Consider the following 22671-nt stretch of genomic DNA (forward strand, 5'->3'; position numbering starts at 1 on the left):
GCCAACAGAAGGGCCCCGGTTGGCCGGCGGGCGCGCCAGAAGGCTCACTCCATTTTTTTCATAAGCGTGAGGGACGACCATGACAGGTGCGACTGATCCATTCTCTGCCTCGATCATCCCGTTCGAGGTTCCCGAGCAGATGCGTGCGTTCGCCGAAAAGGGCGTTTCGCAGGCCCGTGAGAGCTACGCCAAGTTCAAGGACGCGGCCGAAAGCCATAACGGCACCATCGAGGCCGTGTTCTCGTCCGCCAGCAAGGGCGCGAACGAGTACACCGCCAAGCTGATGGAGTTCATGAAGGCCAACACCACGGCCCATCTGGACTTCACCCAGGAGCTGCTCGGCGTGAAGTCGCCGTCGGATGCGTTCGCGCTGTGGACGGGCCATTCCAAGAAGCAGCTCGAGACCTTCCAGGCCCAGGCCAAGGAGCTCGCCGAGATCGCCCAGCGCGCCGCAACCGCCGCCGCCGAGCCGATCAAGGCCAACGCCGCAAAGCTCTACCCGCCCGCCGCCTGAGCGATCGGCCTGATTTGACTAGGAAACCCGGGCCCAGCGCCCGGGTTTTGCTTTGGAAATAACGTTGTTTGAGGCGCGATTATCGGGTTTTGCGGCCTTGCCAAAAACGCCCGTTGCACCTAGTTTCCGCCCCGTCCAGCCCCCCTCGGTGACCGGCCCGTCAGGGCGCCCCCAGGGCGGCTCGCAAGGATGCAGTTGTAGCTCAGTTGGTTAGAGCGCCTGTCTGTGGAACAGGAGGTCGGTGGTTCGAGCCCACCCAACTGTACCAGCAAAATCAGTAACTTACTCAACTGCTCACTCGAAACCGACGAACGCTAGCTACCGCATAGCTACCGCGGCGATCGAAACGCGTAAAAGCAGTCATTCGTAATGACGAGGTGACAGGTTCGAGTACCGTTTGCGACGTCGCTCGATCTGATGAAATCGCTTCCGAATCCTTGCGCGATTCGCGGTGTGATAACGTGGGAACTCAAGTCAGTGCCGGTGACCCATGGGAAGCGAATTCCCTACGCCGTCGAACCGGCTGATCGCGGCGGCCTGTCAAGGTCGGCGTCCACCAGGTTCGCAGTGCGCTATCGGTAGCGAGCCAAAGACGTTCATGGAAAAGCAAGTCAGGCGAAAAGTACCGTGAGTTTCTTCGAGCGTCTAAAGACGAAAGCATCCGCTGAGTGGCGGGCCTTCACCGAGCATCCCTTCACGAACGGATTGGCAGACGGCTCGCTCCCCGAAGCGGCGTTTCGTCACTACCTCGTTCAGGACTACCTGTTTCTCATCGAGTTTGCTCGCGCCTACGGGCTCTCAGTCTACAAGTCGCCCAAACTTGCCGACATGCGTGAAGCAGCGGCTGGCCTTTCGGCCATCCTTGATGTCGAGATGAACCTGCATGTGAAACTCTGTGCCGGTTGGGGTCTATCCCTGAGCGACCTTGAACAAACCCCTCCGGCGGAACACGCTACGTGCTCGACGCGGGAATGCGCGGCGATCTGCTGGCACTCAAGGTGGCGCTTGCTCCCTGCGTGATCGGGTACGCGGAGATCGCAGCGCGGCTCGCCTCGCGACCCGATGCGGACGCTGCGACAAACTCCTATCGCGTTTGGATCGCCGAGTACGCCGGCGTGCCGTACCAGGAGGTCGCCGCAAAAGCGCGGGCGCACATCGAACATCTCGCCGATCTCTACGCCACGCCGGCCCGCGAGGCAGAGCTGATTGCAATCTTCAAGGAAGCCACCCGACTCGAGGCAGACTTCTGGGAGATGGGCTGGCGCGCGGGCCAGCGTGTTGAATAGCTCTCGGCAATCATTAGGCTCACAACCTGAAGATCATAGGTTCAAATCCAATCCGGGATTTGAACCTACTCGGCGGGCAGTATGGGCAGTGAAGGACAGCGTGAAGATGATGGAGTCAGGGCACCCCCGCAGACCCCCCCAGAAGGGTGCGAGCGAGTGAGCGACTATTTGCGGATACCTGCCGTCATTTTTTGGCGAACTGCCGAAGCGTTTTCAAGCTGGCTATGAAGATGCCGACGCCGAGAACAGCTAATATGATGCAGAAGAAGCCGAACGGCAAAACATTACGATGCGAATATGCAAGATCGGCAACCTGATCAATAATTGATGGTGTCTCCGTCTCCCATCGAAGCGCGATGATGATCGCGAGGTGAAGAAGCGAGCCGCATGCTATAGCTAGCAAGAGTACTGAGATGCCGGCCTTTCGCTCCCTATCACACCGCAACAGCAGTCGACTCGCGACCACGAAGATCGCCGCGAAGGCAAGTAGCCATATCCACGCCGATTTGAAGACGGTTCTCTCGATCCACCCCCCAGCTTCGATGAAGAGCGTGGGAGCGTCAAAACCGAAACCCAGCATGAGCCCACCGATAATATTATTCGTGCTACCCATCGTCAGAAGTGGAAGCTGATAAGCTGCGGCCAATGCGATTGCCAGGACCGCGCACCGTGACATCTCTAGCCGCATATCCGCCTTGTGCGCGAACCAAAGTGTGCCCATCACTGAGGCCACCAAGGCAGTGGAAATGAACCAGGAAAGGAATGAGAAGAACACGATCAGCCGAGTGTGACCGAACCCTTCGAGAAATGGACTGGATTGAACAATCAGCGAAATCCCAAGGCCCAATGCGAAGTAACGAAGTTTGGGCATTACGATGTCGATGGGATGGGTCAGGAACGATAGCCGCTCCGGTCCGGACAGGTGGGTTAAGCTCAGGCTGAAGAGCGATTTGAGCCGGGCCTTGAATTGCAGCTGTGGGACCACCGAGGCCTGCAGCGTCGACACGACTGCGCTCCTGCTGTCCGCAACCGCAGCAGCAGCCAGGTCAGCTCGAAGCTCGCGGAGGGAGAATACCACGCCCGCATAGCGAAGCATTAAGATCCAAGCTGCAAGAAGAGAGAGTCCCCAAGTTACCGCGACAAGCACGACCAAGCCGAGATACAACGGCCGGTCGGCGACACCCACCAAGCTCGCCAGACAGGCAAGCCCGACAGCCGCACTCGAGATTGGCCAGCTTGCGAGCAGGGCCCTCAAGACCGCAAATTGTGTCGGGTCGCCATGTCGGATATGGGCAAGTTCGTGGAGCGTCACGATCTCAACAAGTGCGGGCGTAATGTAAAGTTGAGAAAGCAGCCCGAGGCTGATCGTAACGATGGGTCTTGAGTTCGTACCGATAACGCGTGCAGAGGCGCGCGCGTTCATTGACCAATAGATCGGCGGTTGGTCGCGCGTGCAAGCCAGCATTCTGCGGTAGCAACGATCAAATAGGGGATAATAGTCTTCGCCGGCTCCAGTTCTCGGAAGTAGTTCAAGTACCGGAGTTGGGCGGCCTAGCAACGATACTCCGAGCGCGCCGGAGCGAAATTTGTTCAAAAGATTTGAAACGCCACGAGTTTGCGGCGTGGTCAGGACGCGGAAGCGAGAGGCAAACACGAAAAAACTGGTTGTCACTCCAAGCATGAGCACGGCCCAACCGGGACCCGAGATCCCTTCGGCCCAATAGACTGCGTATGGTGGCAGCAATACACCGTAGCCGAACAAGAGTAGGTAAACGGCATAGAAGACCGCAGTGTGTATCCTGCTCTCGAACATCGACGCTGCGTCGAGGAGAGTAGGGTCATATTCCGCAGGAGGAGCGCTCAATCCGCTTTGGCTACAGTTTTGAGGGCCGACTCGTCTTTCACCAACTTTAACAATCGCTGGGCGCTATCCGGATCGATGCCAGCCTCTTTTCCATATTTTTCCAACGCTTGAGCGAATTGGCCTCCAAGTCGGTCTGGGTGGTCTTCGGCGTCCTTTCGGAATAGCTTCTTCACTTCCTCGAGGGTGATCTGCACGCCCTTGTTGGCCGCGTCTTCCGTCAACTTCTTAATATACGTCTTGAAGAACTCCTGCATTGTAGTGAGCAGGAAGGTTACCAAAGCGGCGCCGGCTAATTCCAATCCAAACTCGCCCGGCTGAGCCTTCTGACCGCCCGACAATTCCTGCACAGTCTGGTCGAGGGTCGTCGTCCCGGCCTCTATTCCTCTCCTGATGCGATCCAGAGCCAATCGACTTGATTTGTCATCGGCCGCGCGGCTCAACCCGTCCGCCAGCCAAAGGGCGCTTTGATCGATCGCATCCTGGCGCATCATTTCTCTCCCGCATTAGCGATTGCAGCATAGTGCCTATATCACCTCAACACCACTTCCTGAGGCTGCGGTACCGGAACTCTCCGTTCACTATCTCTACGGGCAAGCGTTGCCCCGGTAAAGACGTCACGCCTCGGGCGTACGCCGCCACCGGTAGGTACAGGAGCCCTCAAACCTCGGATCAATGCGGCGGAGCCCGATCTAACGCTCGGCGCATGCATTCCGTCAATGGGGAGGAACTGCTGGGCTTCAGTGCAGATAGTTCTTGCGCAAATCATAGGCCTCTGAATCAGGCGATATGTCTGAATTGCGATTACTCACATCGAGCCACCAGCATGACATCGTCGAGATCAGGAGCGCGACTGTCTAGATCCGCCAAAATCGATCCCCTTCCAGGACGAGATGCACAAGCGTCGACAATCTTAACCGGCCTGACGCTAAGGTGACTCAACCCTGCGCGCCTCCCTTGATCGGCCTCACCTTCTTGGGATCGAGCCAGTGGTCGATCCGATCGGCCCAATGCTGCATTAGCTTCGTGCGCGAGCCGATCAGCGCGAGCGGTCCGTGCTTCTTGTAGAGACCCTCCACGGTAGAGTTATCGAGATGCGCGAGCTGCAGCTCGACGACATCGCCATCCCATGCCTTGGCGTCCTTGATCTCTTCGTGATGAGACAGGGTTGAGAAGGTGGTCCGGAAGCCGTGGGCACAATGATCCGTCTTGGTATCAATGCCAAGCAGCCGCAAGCGCTTGTTGAGCGTGTTGTTTGATAGCGGCGCGTCCTTCGAGCAGGAAAACGCGTATCGGCGATGTCCGGTTAGCCTCTGAACGCTTCGCAGGATAGCAAGTGCCTGCCGTGACAAAGGCACGACATGGTCCCAGCCGGTCTTCATCTTCGCGGCTGGAACAGTCCAGCGTTCGGCGTCCCAATCGACCTCGCTCCACTCCATTTCATTGACCATGCCGGGGCGGGGAATGGTCAGCGCATCGAAGCGCAAGGCGAGGCCAACAACGTCACCAAACCTCGCTCTCGTCCACGGTGCGTTGATGAGCTTGAAGACGCGCGTCACGTCACGTGGTTCGGTGACGCCGGGACGTGGCGTCGAAATGTTGGCGATCATCTGCCCCTTCAGGTTGCGGAATGGATTGTAGCCGTCGCCTTCGACATCGGCATAGTCGCAGATTTGCTCACCGATGCTGCGCACGCGGTCGCGCGTTTCCAGCTTTCCCTCGGTTTCGTATGAACGCATGAACGCGAGAACGTCCGGACGCTTGATGTCCAGCCTAGATAACTTGCCGAAGCGAGCTTTGACGTAGCCGACACGCAGCTCAAGCACCTCGATGGTCTTGGGGTCGCGCACCGCGACGATCCTGCCGCGTTTGACTTTTTCGATTTTCTTCTTTGCGAGCCACTCGTCGGCCCATTGCCCGAACGAGCGGGCGGCCGTCTGCCGGTGCTTGTCGAGCTGCTTCTCGGTGCTCGGGTCTTTGCCTTCTTTGAGCAGGTCTTTGGCCTTGTTACGCTCTCGCCGCGCGTCGGCGAGCGAGAACGTGCCATCCTTGCCGTTGCCGTAAGGGCCGATGGAGTAGGTTTTCCGACGGGTGTGGAAGCGGTAGTCCATCCGCCAGAGCTTGGAGGCAGCGTTGCAGGGCTTGCTCTGGTCGGGTGTGACGAAGAGATAGAGACCGCCGCCGGTCACGTCGGAGATCTTGGCGGGGCTCCACGTGCCGTTGTCGAATTTCGGTCGCGCGGCTCGGCAGTCGACGTCTGTCTTGATCTGCTTGGGGTTGGCGCACACGCCATCGTTCTTGCCGGCCATCAGCTCAAAATCCCTTCATCCGGAGAAGCGAAAGTCGCCGTGAACGTTTGTTCTCTAGATACCGACAAAAATACCGACAAATCGGGCGGCTGGGATTGGATGAGAACAAACGGTGACGAACACCGATGTACGCGGAAGGGCCTATTTTTCAAGGGGTTCTGCGTGCTGCGCGGACGGTTGCGGACGCTTTAGAACTGGCTTGAACAGCCTAGTTGGTGCCCCTGGCCGGAATCGAACCAGCACTCCTTGCGGAACTCGATTTTGAGTCGAGCGCGTCTACCAGTTCCGCCACAGGGGCCCTCGGTCGGCCCCAGTGCGGGCGTCGCGAAGCCGGCGGACTATAGCCATGGACGGGGCAGGGTCAACCCGCGCCAAAGTGATCCCGGCCGTTCTCGACAGCCGCTTGGGCTGGGGCTAGAGGCTAAGGAAAGCGACCCAGCGGAAGAGGCTGCCGTGACGACCCAGAGTGCCGCAATACCTGCGTTCAAGCCGGCGGCGGCGAGCCCCGCGCTGGCCGCCTCCCTTCTCGTCACGCTGATTGCGGCAGCCACGATCGCGGGCGCCTGGTTCTTCCAGCTCGTGCTGGAGATCGTGCCCTGTCCGCTTTGCCTGGAGCAGCGTTACGCCTATTACCTCGCGATCCCGCTCGGCGCGCTCACCGCGCTTGCGGCGAGGAGCGGCGCGCCGCGGCCACTGCTGCTCGCGGGGCTTGCGATCCTCGCGCTCGCGACGCTCGCCAATGCCGGGCTCGGCGCCTACCACTCCGGCGTCGAATGGGGCTTCTGGAAGGGACCGACCGACTGCTCCGGCCCCGTCGTCAATCTCGGCAATGCCGCCGACCTCCTGTCGAAGCTCGACACCGTGAAGGTGGTGCGCTGCGACGAGGTGCAGTGGCGCTTCCTCGGCCTTTCGCTCGCCGGCTACAACGTGCTGATCTCGCTGCTGATGGCCGCGATCGCGGCGTGGGGATTTGTGCGGACGGCGAAGCGCTGAAGCTTAATCGTCCACGTCGTCCTGCGTGCGGCCGAACAGGTGCACGATGCCGGGCGTCGCGATCGTCACGAACACGAAGCGCGACAGATGATGGGCGCCGACGAAGATCGGGTCGATGTGCAGCGTCAGGGCCAAGGCCAGCATGGCGTCCATCGCGCCCGGCGCGAAGGCGACGACGACGTCCGAGAACTTCACCTGCGTGGTGAGGGCGACGATGCCGACGAAGATCGCGGAGACGGCGATGGCCACGGTAAATGATCCCAGCGCCGCGTTGATGTGGCCGGCGAGGGTCTTGATCCGCATCCGCGCGAAACGGCTGCCGATCAGGGCGCCGATGCCGATCAGCGCCACGCCGCGCACCCAGTTCGGCAGGCCGCCCTCGACCCAGCCGGCACCATGCAGCACGCTGGAGGCGATCATCGCGCCGAACATCCAGCTCGCCGGAAACTTGATCAGCCGCAGGACGAGCGCCGCGGCCAGCGAGGCCGCAACCAGCTCCACGAGGTCGAGCGGCGAGGCAATGGCCGTCGTCAGGGACGGCGCAGCAGAAGACGACACGCCCGCAAGCGCCAGCACCATCGGCAGCGCGGCGGTGAGGATGATGACGCGCATGGTCTGCACCACCGCGATGCCCGGCAGGTCGGCGCCGCGCTCGACCGCCAAAATCGTGATCTGCGACAGCGCGCCGGGGCTGCCGGCAAGAAAGGCCGAGGTGCGATCCCAGCCATGAACGCGCTGGAGGTAATAGCTCGAGCCGAAGGTCGAGCAGAAGGTCGCGAGTGCGAGCAGGCCGATGGTCAGAGGATAGGCGCTGACCTGCTGGATCAGGTGGCGCGAGACGACCGAGCCCAGCGAGATGCCGAGCAGCACCAGCACGGTCTGGGTCAGGATCGGCGGCAGCGTCAGCTGCCGGCCGACGATCGCGGCGATGCCGACCGCGATCATCGAGCCCGAGATCAGCCCGCCGGGAAGATTGGCGACGAGAAACACGAGGCCGCCGGCAGTGCCGATGACGAGTGTCTCCACCGTGCTCAGGATCTTGGCACGGCTCGGCCATTCGAACGGCAGGGAGGCGGTGATTTGCTTCACGCCACCTTATTGCAAATCAGCGAGAGGCGCACAATTGCAGGCTCGTCATGCCGCAATGCGCGCGCCTCTCGCCGAAGCCGGGGGGACTGATTTACTTCTTGTCCGCGGCAGCCGGCGCGGCCATGCCGGTCTTGGCGGTCTTGATGCATTCGGAGCGGAATTTCTTGCGCTCCTTGCCATGCAGCCCCTTGGCATCCGCCTGCTTGGAGCATTCGAGCGACTCGGCCGAGTGCTCCTTTGGCGCCTTCTTGTCCGTGGGCGCGGCGGTTGTGGTCTTGGTGTCGGTCTTGGCTGCCGGAGCGGCGGTCTGCGCAAAGGCGGTGCCGGTGGCGAGCAGGGAGGCGAGGGCGACGGCGGCGAGGCGGGAGGCGAGGGTCATGGTGTTGCACTCTTCCTGGGAAAATGGCGAAGGGTGGAACGTCGGCTCGCGTTGCTGAACGCGACATGAATGGGCCGAGCGACGGGATCACTATATTTTGCCGGCGAAAGCCATCGTATCCTTGTCGCAAGCGATCGGCACGCTAGGATAGCAATCCTCGTTTAACTTCCGTCGGGGAAGACCAAGGAGGAGACCTAGGGATGACCATTCAGACAAAATTGTTGTGTGCGATTATGGCGTCGGGTGTCGCGGCATTGGTGGCCGCCGCACCGGCGCAGGCGCTGACCTCGCAGGAGTGCAGCGCGAAATATCAGGCAGCCAAGAAGGACGGCTCGCTCGGCACCATGAAGTGGAATGACTTCCGCAAGGCCCAGTGCGGTGCGGACGCGACGCCCGCCGCCGCGCCGACCGCGGCTGCTCCGGCTGCGCCCGCCGCTCCGGCAGCGCCGAAGCAGGCGAAGAAGGAGGCAGCCCCCGCTGCCGCTCCGGCGCCGACATTGCCGGCCGGTCCCGCGATCTATCCGAACGCGGTCGATCCGAAATACGCCAAGGAAACGGCCGGCAAGGCCCGCCTGCACACCTGCGTCGACCAGTACAACGCCAACAAGACCACCAACGGCAATGGCGGCATGAAGTGGATCGAGAAGGGCGGCGGCTATTACAGCGAATGCAACAAGAAGCTGAAGGGCGCCGCCTGAGGCTTCGGCATGATGCGATGGCCGGGGCAGAGCTCCGGCCATTCCGCTCAGTCCAATAGTTTCTCTGCCGATTTCGCCACGAGCTGCGATCGCTTGCGCGGACCGCGCTCGACGAACAGCAGGCTCTGGCCGAAGATGAAGCAGTAGAACAGGAAGGCCTGCGCCTCGGCCTCCTCGGCCTCGAGGCCGGTCGCGCGATAGAGCTCGGCGACGTGCTTGAGCCGCGCGGCATCCACGCTCGCCACCGCCGCCGCGGCATTCTCGTCCGAACGGGCCCATTGCCGGATCGCGAGCTCGATCGCCATGCCCTCCGGGTTGAGCCGCTCCGAATAAAGCTGGATCACCGCCCTCAGCCGCTCGCGGGGCGCCTGCCCGTCGAGGCTCGTCTGCTGTGCGATGGACGCCGCGCGCCCCTCGCGCCAGCGTTCCAGCATGGCCCCGAGCAGTGCGGCGCGGTCGGCGAAGCGGCGGTAGAAGCCACCCTTGGTGACGCCGAGGTTCTTGGCGAGCACCTCGACCCTGACGCCCTCGACCCCCGAGCGGGCGAGCTCGGTAAACCCTGCCTCGACCCAGACATCGCCCTTGCCGTCGCTCATGAAGGAAGCCTCACCGGTTCTTGATACGGTGCCGTATTGCTAACGCGTCTGACGCTTGATACGCTACCGTATCAAGATCAACAAGCAGGGCAGGGAATGGCGATGGAGCGGGAGGCGACCTATCGCGGCACGGTCTATCCGTGGCAGTGCGATCATGTCGGCCACATGAACATCATGTGGTACGTCGGCAAATTCGATGAGGCCAACTGGAATCTGTTCGCCCGCCTCGGACTGACGCCGAGTTATTTGCGCTCCTCCGGCCGCGGCATGGCCGCCGTGCAGCAGAACATCAGCTACAAGCGCGAGCTGCTCGCCGGCGACATCGTCGAGATCCGCAGCCATCTGCTCGACGTCCGCGAAAAATCGATCCGCTTCCGGCACGATATGATCAATGCCGAGACCGGCGAGATCGCCGCTTTCTGCGAGATTACCGGCGTGCATATGGACCGAAGCAAGCGCAAATCAGCGCCGTTCGAGGATGGGATCCGCGAGGTCGCTCTTACATATCTCACCGAACCGGCCGAGGCTTGAGCCATGACCGCGTTCGAGCCGAAGAACCCGGGCTATCGCGCCGCGGCCATTGCCATGTTCGACGGTCAGCCGGCGATGCGCACGCTTGGCGTCACGATCGTCCGCCTTGCGCCGGGCGAGGCCGAGCTGGCGATGCTGCACTCGCCCAAATTCACGCAGCAGAACGGATTTGTCCATGCCGGCATCATCACGGCCGGGCTCGACAATGCGTGCGGCGTTGCCGCCTTCACCCTGATGCCTGACAAGGCCGATATCCTCACCGTCGAATTCAAGACCACGCTGCTCGCGCCCGCCCGCGGCGCGCGCTTCGTCTTCAAGGCCGAGGTGGTCAAGCCCGGCCGCACGCTGACCTTCTGCGAGGCCAGGGCCTTTGCTGAGCACGAGGGCAAGACCACGCTGATCGCCACCATGACCGGAACGTTGATGGCGATGCTGCCCCGCGTTGCTTCGCCCGAAGTGCGCGCGCCCCGTGCATAGCGGCGATTGACAAGCCTGCCGGCGCATCTCTTGATGCGCTTGTCATGCTCGCAAGTCTCGGCCTCATCCTGCTCTGCCAGTTGATCGGCGAAGCCGTCGTGCGCGGCCTCGGCCTGCCGCTGCCGGGACCCGTGCTCGGCCTGCTGCTGCTGTTGATCCTGCTGCTTGCACGCGACCGCTTTGCGCTGCTTGCGTGCGGGCCGTTGCGCAACGGCGGCGTAGAGACCGCCAGCAAGGGATTGCTGGCCCATCTGTCGCTTCTGTTCGTGCCGGCCGGTGTCGGCGTCGTGCAGAAGCTCGATCTGCTCGCATCCCACGGCGTCGCCATCATTCTCGTACTCGCGCTCTCGGTGGTCGTCACGCTGCTTGCGACGGTGCTGACCTTCCGCCTCGTCAGCCGTCTCCTGAGGCAACAGGACGCGCGATGAAGGACAACCCGTTCTCGCTCTGGGTCTATCTCTCGCAGTCCCCCCTGCTGTGGCTGACCGTGACCCTGCTGGTCTATGCGAGCACGGATGCGGTGTCGCTGGCGAGCCGGCGCCATCCGCTCGCCAATCCCGTGCTGCATGCGATGTGGATCATCGGAGCGTTCCTGCTCGTAACCGGCACCTCCTACACCACCTATTTCGCCGGTGCGCAGTTCGTGCATTTCCTGCTGGGGCCCGCCACCGTTGCGCTCGCCGTGCCGCTCTACGAGAACCGCAGGCGCGTGGTGTCGTCCATCGTGCCGATGCTGGTGGCGCTCGTGGCCGGCTCGGTCACGGCGGTGGTGTCGGTCGTGCTGCTGGCCGAACTCGCCGGGCTGCCGCGCGACGTCGTGCTGTCGCTGGCGCCGAAATCGGTCACGGCCGGCGTTGCCATGGGCATCGCCGAATCCCTGCACGCCGATCCCTCGCTGGCGGCGGTCGCGGTGATCCTCACCGGCATCATGGGCGCGATCATCGTGACGCCGCTGATGAACCGCACCGGCGTCACCGATTTCCGCGCGCGCGGATTTGCCGCCGGCCTCGCCGCGCACGGCATTGGCACCGCGCGCGCGTTCCAGGTGGATGAGATCGCCGGCGTCTTTTCCGGCATCGCCATGAGCCTGAACGCTTTGGTGACCTCGTTCCTGGTCCCGCTGGCGGTCACGCTGCTGGTGCGATGACATCGCCGCCGCGACGCTCTATATGAAGCGTAACACTTCCCGGTCTCCAACCGTATTTGCGGGGATGGGACCGAAACGGGACGAGATATGACTGGATTCAGGAATAAGGGCCTCTTGGTACCGACGCGGCGTGCGGCGCTCACGCTGATCGGGGTGGGCGCGCTCGCAGCGGGCGGCATCACCTCGGCGTGGGCCGCCGCCGCCGATGACGAGGTGCTGACCGAAACCAAGGTGCTGCGCGATCCGGACACGCCCGTCGCCGGCAATCCCGAAGGCAATATCACCATCGTCGAATGGTCCGACTACAATTGCCCCTATTGCCGCAAGCTCGAGCCCGAGCTGCGCCAGGTCGTCCAGGACGACGGCAAGGTGAGGCTGGTGATGAAGGACTGGCCGGTCCTCGGGCCGGTGTCGGTCACGGCGGCGCGGATCGCGCTCGCGGCGAAATTCCAGGACAAGTACCACCAGGCCCATGACGCCATGATGGGCGTCAGCTCCCGCCTGACCGAGCCGCGCATCAATGAGCTTCTGGCGGCTGCCGGCGTCGACATGGACCGGTTGAAGCGCGATCTCGCCGACCATGCCAGGGACATCGACGCCATCCTAAAGCGCAACAACGAGCAGGCCGAAGCCTTCGGCTTCCGCGGCACCCCGTCGTTCATCGTCGGCAAGTACCGCGTGCCGGGCGCGCTCAGCATGACCGAGTTCGAGCAGGTCATCGCCGACGCGCGCAAGGCCAAGATGAACTAAGGCGCCCGCCGCAACCGACTGGCCAACACAAAGGCGCCGCCGCAGACCGCGACGGCGCCTTGTTCATGATGTCGGCAACGTTACTTCGACGAGATGCGGACCCAGTCCTTGTGCGCGCGATCGCGCAGAGCATCCCAGTCGGCCTTGGCGACATCCCAGTTCACGATGGTGCGGTTGGCGGTCGCGACCTCGCCATTGGCGACGGATGAGGTCTGCATGGAATCATAGACATAGACGCCGCCCGCAAGAAGCAGCGCGCCCAAAATCATTCCGAAAAAAGTCTTCATAGCGAACCTCCGGTGTCGCGCCGATAACGTCGGCACGGCGCGATGGTTCCGCGGCCATGCGGCGCATCTAAGGAGAGGTTGTTCATTCTCCGTTCAGCCACGCCAGCAGCTCCGCATTGATCTCGCGCGGATAGGTGTGGCTGAGATCGTCGATCTCGCGATAAGTGACGTCGGCGCCGGCGGCGGAGAGCGCCGCTTGCGTCTGCCGCGCGGTCTGCACGGGAAACATCCAGTCGAGCTTGCCGTGGGTGATGAAGATCGGCAGGCCCTGCAGGCGCGCAGCATCCGCCATCTCCGCCATCAGCGGGTGGAAGGTCGCCGCCACCGGCGCGAGATGCGTAAAGGGCGAGGCGCCATCGAGCCCGCTGACGTAGCAGAAAGTGCCTCCGTCGCTCATGCCGGTCAGCAGCATGCGCGAGCCGTCGATGGTCCAGCGGCTGCGCACGGTCTCGAGGATGCGCATGAGGTTGGGCGTATCAGTGTCGTCGCTCATCAGCGCCCAGGTTTGACCGGTCGCCGTCGGCGCCACCAGGATCGCACCCAGGCTGCGGGCATCGCGTAACCAGCTCCACAGGAAGCCACGGCCATTGCCGCTGCCGCCATGCAGCGCCATCACCAGCGGCATGGCACGATCGGGCGTGTAATATTCGGGGACATAGACCGAGAAGCCGCCGCGGCTGCCGGGCTCGTTGTGATCGTGGAAGATGCCGGTGTGCTCGCCCGCGCCGGCCGCGAGCCGTGCCAGCAGGTTCTCATCCTCGCGCCCCGCGGCGTTGAGGAAGAAGCTGCTTACCGGCGGAAACTGCACTGCAAGCGGATAAAGCGCCTCCAGCGCGCGCGGCACGTGGCGCAGTGCGCGGAAGAGGGCGACGAGATCGCCGTTGCCGCGCTCGACCTCGCGAATGCCGCCAAAGGCGGCGAGCGTCTCGTTGCAGGCACCATCGAACCGGTTGCGCAAGCCGGCGAACTGTTCAGGCCAGGCGCCGATCGCGGCGCGCGCCGCTTGCAGCGCGTCGTCCGGCGCACCGATCGCATTCATCACGGAGGCGAAGGCCGGCGGATGCAGGTGGCGGGCGAAGAAGCCGAGCGCCTCCAGCGCATCGAGCAGCGGCGGCAGTACGGCCACGATGTCGTCTACGACGGCCTCGGTCATCGCCGCTTCCTTGCTTCAGTTCGGCCGGTCAGTGCAGCTTGGGCGCCTTCAACAGCTTGAAGCGGTCGGTCGAGGTCACGGTGACGTCGAAGGTGACGCCTTCATGATGCACGGTGAGCGGCACGTCGACGCCGGCGGCGCCGAGCGCCCACATCTTCTTGTAGAAGGCGGTCTGGCTCGTGATCTTCTCGCCGTCAACGGCGAGGATGACGTCGCCGGTCTTGAGCTCGGCGCGAGCGGCCGGACCATTGGCGGAGATTCCGATCACCACCACGCGGTTGTCGATCTCGGTCGAATAGAGTCCGAGCCAGGGCCGCGACGGCTTGTTGACGCGGCCGAACTTGCGCAGATCCTCCAGGATCGGCTTCAACAGGTCGATCGGCACGATCATGTTGACGTGCTCGCCCTTGCCGTCGCGTTCGCGCTCGAGCTGAAGCGAGCCGATGCCGATCAACTCGCCGCGCTCGTTGAGCAAGCCGGTGCCGCCCCAGTTCGGGTGCGCGGGATAGGTGAAGACAGCCTCGTCCAGCAGATATTCCCAGTAGCCGGCGAATTCCTGCTTGGCCACGATCTGGCTCGCAACCGATCGCGTGCGGCCGCCGGCGCCGCCGACCACGACGCGGTCGCCGACCCGGGTCTGCGCCGAGTTGCCGAGCGGCAAGGGTTCGACGTCGAGCTTACCCAGCGCCTGCACGAGGCCGAAGCCGGTGACGGAATCGAAACCCAGGGCATGTCCTTCGACGACGCGCCCGTCGGCGAGGTGCAGCCACACCGATTCCGCCTCGGTGATGAGATAACCGATGGTCAGCACCAACCCGTCGTCGATCACGACGCCGTTGCCGGCGCGCTCGGTGCCCAGCGTCTCGGCGCTGAACGCGTCGGGCGGGATGATGGCGTGCAGGCCGACGACGGACGCGAGCGCGCGGTCGAGATCGAAACCGTATTCGCTCGCACGCGGCTGATTGGCCGGCGGCACTCTCCATTCGGTCAGGGCGGGCATGGAGTTCTCCTGGCTAGTGCATCGCTCCGCCGTGGCCGGCGGGACGACGCGCGAAGCACGCATAATTTAGGCTGGAGAAGGCCGTCTTGAAAGCCTCGTTCCTCAACTATTCCGCAGAACGCGGCGTGAAATCTTCGAAAGTCGCGGGATCGTTTCGCGCGCGGTCGGCGGCCCGGCGGCCCTTCGATCCGGCATCCGCCGCATGGCTGCTGTCCGGCGAGGTGCTAGGCGCCGTGCATTGAAGCTGCTAACGATTGCCGCTTCGTTTGACCAAGAGATCACGGACCGAAGCATGGATAACCGCAGCGACATCTGGCGTGGCGTCGACACGATCAAGACGCGTTTCATCGACCTCAGCGACAAGGTCTGGGGCATGCCGGAGGTTTGTTACACCGAGGCGCGGTCGGCCGCCGAGCATCTCGCCGAGTTGCGCCATCAGGGCTTCCGTATCACCGAGAACGTCGCCGGCATCCCGACCGCGCTGATCGGCGAATGGGGCGAGGGCGGACCGCTCATCGCCTTCATGGGGGAATATGACGCGCTGCCGGGCCTCAGCCAGGAGGCAGGCGTTGCGGAACACCGTCCCGTCGAGACCGGCGGCCACGGCCATGGCTGCGGTCACAATCTGCTCGGTTCCGCGGCGCTGCTGGCCGCGACCGCGGTGAAGGACTGGCTCGCCGAGAACAAGGTGCCGGGCCGCGTGCGCTACTACGGCTGCCCGGCTGAGGAAGGCGGCGCGGCAAAGGCGTTCATGGTGCGCTCCGGTGCGTTCGAAGACACCGACATCGCCATCACCTGGCATCCGCACAGCTTCTGGGAAGTGGCGGTGACGCCGTCGCTCGCCAATACGCGGGCCGACTTCATCTTCACCGGCCGCACCTCGCACGCCGCGGCCTCGCCGCATCTCGGCCGTTCCGCGCTCGATGCGGTGGAGCTGATGAATGTCGGCGTGAACTACATGCGCGAGCACATGCCGAGCGACGCGCGGGTGCATTACGCGCTGCTCGACACGGGCGGCATTGCGCCCAACGTGGTGCAGGCGCATGCGCGTGTGCGCTACTCGATCCGCGCCCGCGACCTGCCCGGAATGAACGAGCTGGTCGGACGCGTCAGCAAGATCGCAGAGGGCGCGGCGCTGATGACCGAGACCAAGGTCGAGATGAAGATCATCTCCGCGGTCTCCAACATCCTGCCGAATACGCCGCTGGAGCAGGCGCTGCATCGGGTCATGGAAGAGCTCGGACCGCCGCATTTCGACGACGCGGACAAGGGATTTGCCACCCAGATCCGATCGACGCTGAGCGACAAGGACATCGCCTCGGTCTACTACGCGATCGGGATGGAGCCGACCGATCGGCCGCTGGCCGACTTCCTGGTGCCGCTCGATGCCAAGCGCAATCCGCTGGTCGGCTCGACCGACGTCGGCGATGTGAGCTGGGTGGTGCCGACGGTGCAGGTTCACGCACCAACGGTTGCAATCGGCACGCCGTTCCACACCTGGCAGGTGGTGGCGCAGGGCAAGAGCCCGCACGCCCATAAGGCCATGGTGCAGGCGGCCAAGGCGATGGCGGGTATCGGCATCAAGGCGCTCACGGAACCGGAGCTGATCAAGGCCGCGAAAGCCGACCTTGCGAGGCGAACGGCCAAGACACCTTATGTCTGTCCGCTGCCGGACCACGTCGCGCCACCGCTGACTATGTCCGTGGTGTAGAATTTCGTCTCGATACTTCGTCTGATCCGGCGAACAAATTTTCCGCAGTGCAACGTGGATTTCGGCGTGTTTTGACGCCGGATTGCCGAACGCTTGGGCTGCAGAACGCAGTTTTGCCCAACGGACAGCCAGAACACCGTTTGCATACACACGGTCGCAGTTGACGGGCGGCCTATTCAGTGTGCCATCTACGGCCAGACAAAACCCGGCGGTCGCATCGCGGCCGCCTGCATCCATTCGGGAACCAGACGGGGGACAAACCATGCTGGATAAAGAACTGCGTTCGATGATCGGCCAAGTGAAGGACGGACGGATGGATCGCCGTGCCTTCATCCAGCGTCTCGCCGCTGTCGGTCTGACTGCCCCGCTGGCCAACCAGATCCTCGCGCTGGGCGGCGTCGCCATGGCGGAAGGCGTTTCAACCTACAAGCCGACCAAGCGCGGCGGCGGCGGTGCGCTGAAGCTGTTGTGGTGGCAGGGGCCGACCCTGCTCAACCCGCATTTCGCCACCGGCACCAAGGACCAGGACGGTTCGCGCCTGTTCTACGAGCCGCTTGCCTGTTGGGATCCGGACGGCAACATGAAGCTGGTTCTGGCCGCGGAAATCCCGTCGATCCAGAACGGCGGCCTCGCCGCCGACGGCAAGTCGGTGACCTGGAAGCTCAAGCCCGGCGTCAAATGGCATGACGGCAAGCCGTTCACAGCCGACGACGTCGTGTTCAACTGGGAATATTCCAAGGATCCCGCGACATCCGCGGTCACGATTGCGACCTATCGCGACATCGTCGTCGAGAAGGTGGATGACCTCACCGTCCGCATCCTCTTCAACAAGCCGACGCCGTTCTGGGCCGACGCTTTCGTCGGGGCTCCGAACTCCATCATCCCCAAGCATCTGTTCGCGGATTACAAAGGCGCCAAGTCCCGCGAGGCGCCGAACAACCTCTCGCCGGTCGGCACCGGCCCGTACAAGTTCCTCGAGTTCAAGCCGGGCGATATCGTCCGTGGCGAGCTCAATCCCGACTATCACATGCCGAACCGCCCGTATTTCGACACGCTCGAAATGAAGGGCGGCGGCGATGCCGTCTCGGCGGCGCGCGCGGTGATCCAGACCGGCGAATACGATTTCGGCTATAACATCCAGGTGGAAGACGACGTGCTGCTGCGCCTGGAGAAGGGCGGCAAGGGCAAGGCCATCTACGCCGTGGGCGGAGATACCGAGTTCATCGCGCTGAACTTCACCGACCCGAACACCGAGGTCGACGGCGAGCGCTCTTCGATGAAGACGAAGCACCCGCTGTTCTCCGATCCCGCCGTGCGCAAGGCGCTGGCGCTGCTGGTCGATCGTGAAGCGGTGAAGAAGGTGATCTACGGCCGCGCAGGCCGCACCACGGCGAACTTCCTCAACGGCCCCGAAAAGTTCGTCTCCAAGAACACCAGCTGGGAATTCAGCATCGAGAAGGCGTCGAAGATGCTGGACGACGCCGGCTGGAAACCGGGTGCGGACGGCATCCGCGAGAAGGACGGCAAGAAGCTGAAGCTTCTGTACCAGACCTCGATCAACGGCCCGCGCCAGAAGACCCAGGCCATCGTCAAGCAGGCCTGCCAGAAGGCGGGCATCGACGTCGAGCTGAAATCGGTCGTCGCCTCGGTGTTCTTCTCCTCCGACGCCGGCAATCCCGACATCTACCCGAAGTTCTATGCCGACATGGAGATGTTCCAGATCCCGATGAGCCAGCCGGATCCGTCCCAGCACATGCGGCGCTATATGTCGGCCAACGTGGCGACCAAGGAGAACAAGTGGCAGGGACAGAATTTCCCGCGCTACGTCAACAAGGAGTATGACGAGGCGATCCTGGCCGCGGAAGGCGAGATGGACCCCGTCAAGCGCGCGGCGTTCTACATCAAGGCCAACGACATCCTGATCGCAGACACCGTCTTCATCCCGGTGCAGCATCGCCTCAAGGTGGAGGCCGCTGCCAACAACCTGGTTTGCGTGATCAGCGGCTGGGCGAACGAGACCGACAACCTGTTCGACTGGTACCGGGAGGCATGATCGCGCAGGCCTAGGCGGGGTCTTTCCCTATGAGTCAATATGTCCTGCGTCGCCTGCTGATCGCCATTCCGAGCCTGCTCGGCATTTCGCTCGTGCTGTTCGTCGTGCTGGCGCTCGCCCCCGGCGATCCGTTCTCGGAACTGGCGACCAATCCGAACGTACCGCCCGAAGTCGCTGCCGCGCTTCGGGCGAAGTTCGGCCTCGACGATCCGATCTATCTGCGCTACCTGCACTGGCTCTCCGCCATGGCGCATGGCGATTGGGGCTTTTCCTTCGTCAGCCGGATGAACGTCGATGCGCTCATCCTACAGCGCCTGCCGGCGACGCTCTATGTGATCGGCTCGGCGCAGATCCTGGCGCTCCTGATCGCGATTCCGGTCGGCGTCTACGCGGCGACCAAGCCGTATTCGCTGTTTGACCAGATCGCCAACGTACTGGCCTTCGTCGGTTTCTCGCTGCCCACCTTCTTCACCGGCATCCTGTTCATCCTGATCTTCTCGGTCACGCTGGACTGGCTGCCCTTCGTCTATTCCAGCGACATCAAGGCCACCGGCATCCGCTGGGTGCTGGAGATGATCCGGCAGGCGATCATGCCGGTGGCGGTGCTCGGCCTGTTCCAGGCGGCGTCGATGACGCGCTTCGTGCGCTCGGCGATGCTGGACGTGATCCGGCTCGACTACGTCACCACGGCGCGCGCCAAGGGACTCGGGCAGGCCAAGGTCATCGTCAAGCATGTGATGCGCAATGCGATGATCCCGGTCGTCACGCTGATCGCGCTCCAGATGCCGGCGGTGTTCGGCGGCGCCATCGTCACCGAGCAGATCTTCCGCATCCCCGGCATCGGCTCGCTGCTGATCTCCTCCATCCTTTCCAACGACACGCCGGTGGTGATGGCCGTCACCTTCGTCTTCGCGTGCCTTGTGGTCCTGTTCAATCTCATCGCGGACGTCCTGTATGGCTGGCTTGACCCTCGCATCTCCCTCCGCTGAGCGGCGCGTCTACTCGCCCTGGCGCGAGACGTGGCGGCGCTATAGCCGCCACAAGCTTGCCGTGGTCAGTGCGTTCCTGCTCCTCATTCTGGTGCTGGCGGTGGTCGCCGGCCCCTTCGTCTGGCGGGTCAAGATCGACGACATCGACATCGTGGCGGGCATGCAGGGGCCCTCGCTCGCCCATCCCTTCGGCACCGACGATCTCGGGCAGGACATCCTCGCCCGCATGATCTACGGCGGGCGCATCTCGCTCGCGGTCGGCCTTGCCGCGATGCTGGTCTCGGTGTTCGTCGGTACGCTGATCGGTGCGCTTGCCGGCATGTCGCGCGGTGCGCTCGGTCACGGGCTGATGTGGCTCACCGATCTCTTCCTGTCGCTGCCGCAGCTGCCGCTGCTGCTGCTGCTGATCTATCTGTTCCGTGACGGGCTCAAGGCCGCGTTCGGACCCGAGGGCGGCATCTTCATCCTGATCGTGCTCGTGATCGGGGGCCTGCGCTGGATGCCGGTCGCCCGCCTCGTGCGCGCGCAGTTCCTGTCGATCCGCGAAAAGGAGTTCGTCGAAGCCGCGCGCGCGCTCGGCGCCAGCCCGGTGCGGCAGGTGGTGCGCCACATCCTGCCCAATGCGCTCGGTCCGGTGATTATCGCCGGCACCATCGACGTCGCCGCCGCCATCATCGCGGAATCGACGCTGTCCTTCCTCGGCCTCGGCTTTCCGCCGGATACCCCGACCTGGGGGCGGCTGTTGTACGACGCCAAGGACTTCCTCGACATCGGCCCGCACTGGGCACTGTTTCCGGGCGGCGCGATCTTCATCGCGGTGGTCGCAATCAACTTCATCGGCGACGGCCTGCGTGACGCGCTCGATGCGCGACGGGTGATCTGATGGCGCCGCTGCTCGAGATCAAGGGCCTGAAAACCCATTTCTCCACCGACGACGGCATCCTGCAGGCCGTCGACGGCGTCGACATCTCCATCAACCGCGGCGAGACGCTCTGCGTCGTCGGCGAGTCCGGCTGCGGCAAGACCGTGACGGCGATGTCGATCCTGAAGCTGATCGCGATGCCGCCCGGGCGCATCGCGGCCGGCCAGATCATCTTCGAGGGCCGCGATCTCGTGCCGCTGACGAGCAATCAGCTCGACGAGATCCGCGCCAAGGAGATCGGCTTCATCTTCCAGGAGCCGATGACCTCGCTCAACCCGGTGCTCACCGTCGGCGAGCAGATCGCCGAAAGCCTGCGCCGTCATGAAGCCGTGACCAAGAAGCAGGCGCTCGAGCGCACCATCGAGATGCTCAAGCTGGTGCAGATCCCCAACGCCGAGGGCCGCGTGCACAACTATCCGCACCAGTTCTCCGGCGGCATGCGCCAGCGCGTGATGATCGCGATGGCGCTCGCCTGCAAGCCGAAGCTGATCATCGCCGACGAGCCCACCACCGCGCTCGACGTCACCATCCAGGCGCAGATCCTCGACCTGCTCCAGGACATGAAGGAGCGCTTCGGCATGGCGGTGATGCTGATCACCCATGCCATGGGCGTCGTCGCCGAGACCGCGCAGCGCGTCGTCGTGATGTATGCCGGCAAGGTCGTGGAGGAGGCGGGCGTCGACGAGCTCTTCGGCGATCCGCGGCACCCCTATACGCAAGGGCTGATCCGCTCGATCCCACGCATCGACCTCGACAGCGAGCACAAGACGCGGCTGGAGGCGATCGGCGGCTCGGTGCCGATCCTGATCAATCCGCCGGTCGGCTGCCGCTTCGCGCCGCGCTGCCGTCATGCCATGAGCGTCTGCACCGAGAAGGAGCCGCTGCTCCGCGAGGTCTCGCCCGGCCACCGCATGGCCTGTCACTTGGGGGATACGCAGTTGGGAGCCGCGCCATGAGCGAACCCTTGCTCCGCGTCAGCGGTCTGAAGAAGCATTTCCCCGTTTTTGGCGGCTTGCTGTCGCGCCAGGTCGCCAGCGTCTATGCGGTCGACGGCGTGTCGTTCTCGGTCAATCGCGGCGAGACGCTCGGTCTCGTCGGTGAATCCGGCTGCGGCAAGTCGACGACGGGGCGCTGCGTGCTGCGCCTGATCGAGCCGACCGACGGCGAGGTCGTGTTCGACGGTCAGGACGTGCGCCAGCTCGGCGGCAACGATCTGCGCGCGATGCGGCGGAACATGCAGCTCGTGTTCCAGGATCCGTTTGCCTCGCTCAATCCGCGCATGACGGTGGGTGCGATTCTCGGCGAGGCGCTCATCATCCATAAGCTCGGCTCATCGGCCAAAGAGCGGGAGGAGCGCGTCGCGAGCCTGCTGGTCAAGGTCGGGCTCAAGGCCGAGCACATGCGCCGCTACCCGCACGAATTCTCCGGCGGCCAGCGTCAGCGCATCGTGATCGCGCGCGCGCTCGCGGTCGAGCCGAAGCTGATCGTCTGCGACGAGCCGGTCTCCGCGCTTGACGTGTCGATCCAGGCCCAGGTCATCAATCTGCTGGAAGATCTCCAGGCCGAGCTGAACCTCACTTATCTCTTCGTCGCGCATGACCTCTCGGTGGTCGAGCACATCTCCGACCGCGTAGCGGTGATGTATCTCGGCCGCATCGTCGAGCTGGCGAAAGCCAGCGACCTCTACCGCAACCCGCAGCATCCCTACACCAGGGCGCTGTTGTCAGCGGTGCCGGTGCCCGATCCCAAGCTCAAGCGTGAGCGCATCCGCCTCAAGGGCGACGTGCCGAGCCCGATGAAGCCGCCGTCAGGCTGCCACTTCCACACCCGTTGTCCGATCGCCCAGCCGCGCTGCGCGGAAAGCGCGCCTGAGCTGAAGGAGGGGGCGGGCGGCCATTTCGTGGCGTGCCATCTGGCCTGACGCCG

Annotated in this window: 23 protein-coding genes, 2 tRNA genes and 1 pseudogene; 16 read left to right on the forward strand and 10 right to left on the reverse strand. The window is 63.7% G+C overall.

Annotation, left to right across the window (positions count from 1 at the left end):
* Positions 1-79 precede the first annotated feature (79 nt).
* The 3 genes and pseudogenes from E4K65_RS26185 (at position 80) to E4K65_RS26195 (ending at position 1800) form a co-directional block, all read left to right on the forward strand.
* Positions 80-514, forward strand: coding sequence for a phasin (locus E4K65_RS26185; protein ID WP_135176581.1), 435 nt, complete (start codon positions 80-82; stop codon positions 512-514).
* Positions 515-705: 191 nt separating this feature from the next.
* Positions 706-782 (forward strand) — tRNA-His (locus tag E4K65_RS26190).
* 359 nt (positions 783-1141) lie between these two features.
* Positions 1142-1800 (forward strand): annotated as a pseudogene (locus E4K65_RS26195) (TenA family protein).
* Between the two features lie 184 nt (positions 1801-1984).
* Here E4K65_RS26195 and E4K65_RS26200 read toward each other — a convergent pair.
* From E4K65_RS26200 to E4K65_RS26215, 4 genes are all read right to left on the reverse strand, one after another.
* The gene (locus tag E4K65_RS26200) at positions 1985-3613 is read right to left on the reverse strand and encodes a M48 family metalloprotease (RefSeq protein ID WP_135176582.1); all 1629 of its coding nucleotides are present in this window, start codon (positions 3611-3613) and stop codon (positions 1985-1987) included.
* 47 nt (positions 3614-3660) lie between these two features.
* The gene (locus E4K65_RS26205; RefSeq protein ID WP_135176583.1) at positions 3661-4152 is read right to left on the reverse strand and encodes a hypothetical protein; all 492 of its coding nucleotides are present in this window, start codon (positions 4150-4152) and stop codon (positions 3661-3663) included.
* A gap of 447 nt (positions 4153-4599) precedes the next feature.
* A complete protein-coding gene (locus tag E4K65_RS26210; RefSeq protein ID WP_135176584.1) occupies positions 4600-5970 on the reverse strand; it encodes a tyrosine-type recombinase/integrase in 1371 nt (456 codons plus the stop codon).
* Positions 5971-6183: 213 nt separating this feature from the next.
* Positions 6184-6268 (reverse strand) — tRNA-Leu (locus E4K65_RS26215).
* Positions 6269-6423: 155 nt separating this feature from the next.
* On the opposite strand from E4K65_RS26215, the gene E4K65_RS26220 reads away from it, so the two are divergent.
* A complete protein-coding gene (locus E4K65_RS26220) occupies positions 6424-6963 on the forward strand; it encodes a disulfide bond formation protein B (protein WP_025575944.1) in 540 nt (179 codons plus the stop codon).
* A 3-nt stretch (positions 6964-6966) separates the two neighbouring features.
* Here the strand turns inward: E4K65_RS26220 and E4K65_RS26225 are convergent, their stop codons facing one another.
* Together E4K65_RS26225 and E4K65_RS26230 are read right to left on the reverse strand one after the other, a co-directional pair.
* Positions 6967-8052 carry an AbrB family transcriptional regulator gene (locus E4K65_RS26225; RefSeq protein ID WP_135176585.1) on the reverse strand — a complete coding sequence of 362 codons (1086 nt, stop codon included), beginning with the start codon at positions 8050-8052 and terminating at the stop codon, positions 6967-6969.
* Positions 8053-8143: 91 nt separating this feature from the next.
* On the reverse strand, positions 8144-8431 hold the full coding sequence (locus E4K65_RS26230; protein ID WP_135176586.1) for a PsiF family protein: 288 nt from the start codon (positions 8429-8431) through the stop codon (positions 8144-8146).
* Positions 8432-8631: 200 nt separating this feature from the next.
* Between E4K65_RS26230 and E4K65_RS26235 the strand changes: the two genes are divergently transcribed.
* Positions 8632-9129: a hypothetical protein gene (locus E4K65_RS26235; protein ID WP_025575949.1), complete on the forward strand. Its 498-nt coding sequence runs from the start codon at positions 8632-8634 to the stop codon at positions 9127-9129.
* Positions 9130-9176: 47 nt separating this feature from the next.
* Here E4K65_RS26235 and E4K65_RS26240 read toward each other — a convergent pair whose 3' ends face one another.
* Entirely contained in the window at positions 9177-9725 is a 549-nt protein-coding gene (locus E4K65_RS26240; protein WP_135176587.1) for a TetR/AcrR family transcriptional regulator, read from the reverse strand.
* A 102-nt stretch (positions 9726-9827) separates the two neighbouring features.
* Here E4K65_RS26240 and E4K65_RS26245 point away from each other — a divergent pair, with 102 nt between their 5' ends.
* The 5 genes from E4K65_RS26245 (at position 9828) to E4K65_RS26265 (ending at position 12630) form a co-directional block, all read left to right on the forward strand.
* A complete protein-coding gene (locus E4K65_RS26245; protein WP_135176613.1) occupies positions 9828-10256 on the forward strand; it encodes an acyl-CoA thioesterase in 429 nt (142 codons plus the stop codon).
* A gap of 3 nt (positions 10257-10259) precedes the next feature.
* Positions 10260-10733 (forward strand): PaaI family thioesterase, encoded by a 474-nt coding sequence (locus tag E4K65_RS26250; protein ID WP_025575958.1) that lies wholly within the window; start codon positions 10260-10262, stop codon positions 10731-10733.
* A 44-nt stretch (positions 10734-10777) separates the two neighbouring features.
* A complete protein-coding gene (locus E4K65_RS26255; protein ID WP_027544341.1) occupies positions 10778-11161 on the forward strand; it encodes a CidA/LrgA family protein in 384 nt (127 codons plus the stop codon).
* Positions 11158-11880: an LrgB family protein gene (locus tag E4K65_RS26260; protein ID WP_025575961.1), complete on the forward strand. Its 723-nt coding sequence runs from the start codon at positions 11158-11160 to the stop codon at positions 11878-11880. Before E4K65_RS26255 ends, E4K65_RS26260 begins: the two co-directional genes overlap by 4 nt.
* A gap of 87 nt (positions 11881-11967) precedes the next feature.
* Positions 11968-12630, forward strand: a complete 663-nt coding sequence (locus E4K65_RS26265; protein ID WP_135176588.1) for a DsbA family protein — start codon at positions 11968-11970, stop codon at positions 12628-12630.
* A gap of 80 nt (positions 12631-12710) precedes the next feature.
* On the opposite strand, the gene E4K65_RS26270 is transcribed toward E4K65_RS26265, so the two are convergent.
* The 3 genes from E4K65_RS26270 to E4K65_RS26280 all read right to left on the reverse strand — a co-directional run bounded on the left by E4K65_RS26270 (position 12711) and on the right by E4K65_RS26280 (position 15070).
* The gene (locus tag E4K65_RS26270) at positions 12711-12917 is read right to left on the reverse strand and encodes a hypothetical protein (protein ID WP_025575964.1); all 207 of its coding nucleotides are present in this window, start codon (positions 12915-12917) and stop codon (positions 12711-12713) included.
* Positions 12918-12999: 82 nt separating this feature from the next.
* Positions 13000-14070 carry a carboxylesterase family protein gene (locus tag E4K65_RS26275; protein ID WP_135176589.1) on the reverse strand — a complete coding sequence of 357 codons (1071 nt, stop codon included), beginning with the start codon at positions 14068-14070 and terminating at the stop codon, positions 13000-13002.
* Positions 14071-14098: 28 nt separating this feature from the next.
* On the reverse strand, positions 14099-15070 hold the full coding sequence (locus E4K65_RS26280) for a S1C family serine protease (protein WP_025575966.1): 972 nt from the start codon (positions 15068-15070) through the stop codon (positions 14099-14101).
* Between the two features lie 292 nt (positions 15071-15362).
* Between E4K65_RS26280 and E4K65_RS26285 the strand changes: the two genes are divergently transcribed.
* From E4K65_RS26285 to E4K65_RS26310, 6 genes are all read left to right on the forward strand, one after another.
* Positions 15363-16781 (forward strand): M20 family metallopeptidase, encoded by a 1419-nt coding sequence (locus E4K65_RS26285; protein ID WP_167771154.1) that lies wholly within the window; start codon positions 15363-15365, stop codon positions 16779-16781.
* A 262-nt stretch (positions 16782-17043) separates the two neighbouring features.
* Complete coding sequence (locus E4K65_RS26290) at positions 17044-18834, forward strand: peptide ABC transporter substrate-binding protein (RefSeq protein WP_025575968.1); 1791 nt, start codon at positions 17044-17046, stop codon at positions 18832-18834.
* A 29-nt stretch (positions 18835-18863) separates the two neighbouring features.
* Positions 18864-19823 (forward strand): ABC transporter permease, encoded by a 960-nt coding sequence (locus E4K65_RS26295; protein ID WP_011084172.1) that lies wholly within the window; start codon positions 18864-18866, stop codon positions 19821-19823.
* Positions 19789-20706: an ABC transporter permease gene (locus tag E4K65_RS26300; RefSeq protein ID WP_025575971.1), complete on the forward strand. Its 918-nt coding sequence runs from the start codon at positions 19789-19791 to the stop codon at positions 20704-20706. Before E4K65_RS26295 ends, E4K65_RS26300 begins: the two co-directional genes overlap by 35 nt.
* Positions 20706-21701 carry an ABC transporter ATP-binding protein gene (locus E4K65_RS26305; RefSeq protein WP_135176592.1) on the forward strand — a complete coding sequence of 332 codons (996 nt, stop codon included), beginning with the start codon at positions 20706-20708 and terminating at the stop codon, positions 21699-21701. Before E4K65_RS26300 ends, E4K65_RS26305 begins: the two co-directional genes overlap by 1 nt.
* Positions 21698-22666, forward strand: coding sequence for an ABC transporter ATP-binding protein (locus E4K65_RS26310; protein ID WP_027544333.1), 969 nt, complete (start codon positions 21698-21700; stop codon positions 22664-22666). Before E4K65_RS26305 ends, E4K65_RS26310 begins: the two co-directional genes overlap by 4 nt.
* The last annotated feature ends 5 nt before the right edge of the window (positions 22667-22671 follow it).

It is taken from the genome of Bradyrhizobium niftali (assembly GCF_004571025.1).
Taxonomy (GTDB): Bacteria; Pseudomonadota; Alphaproteobacteria; order Rhizobiales; family Xanthobacteraceae; genus Bradyrhizobium; species Bradyrhizobium niftali.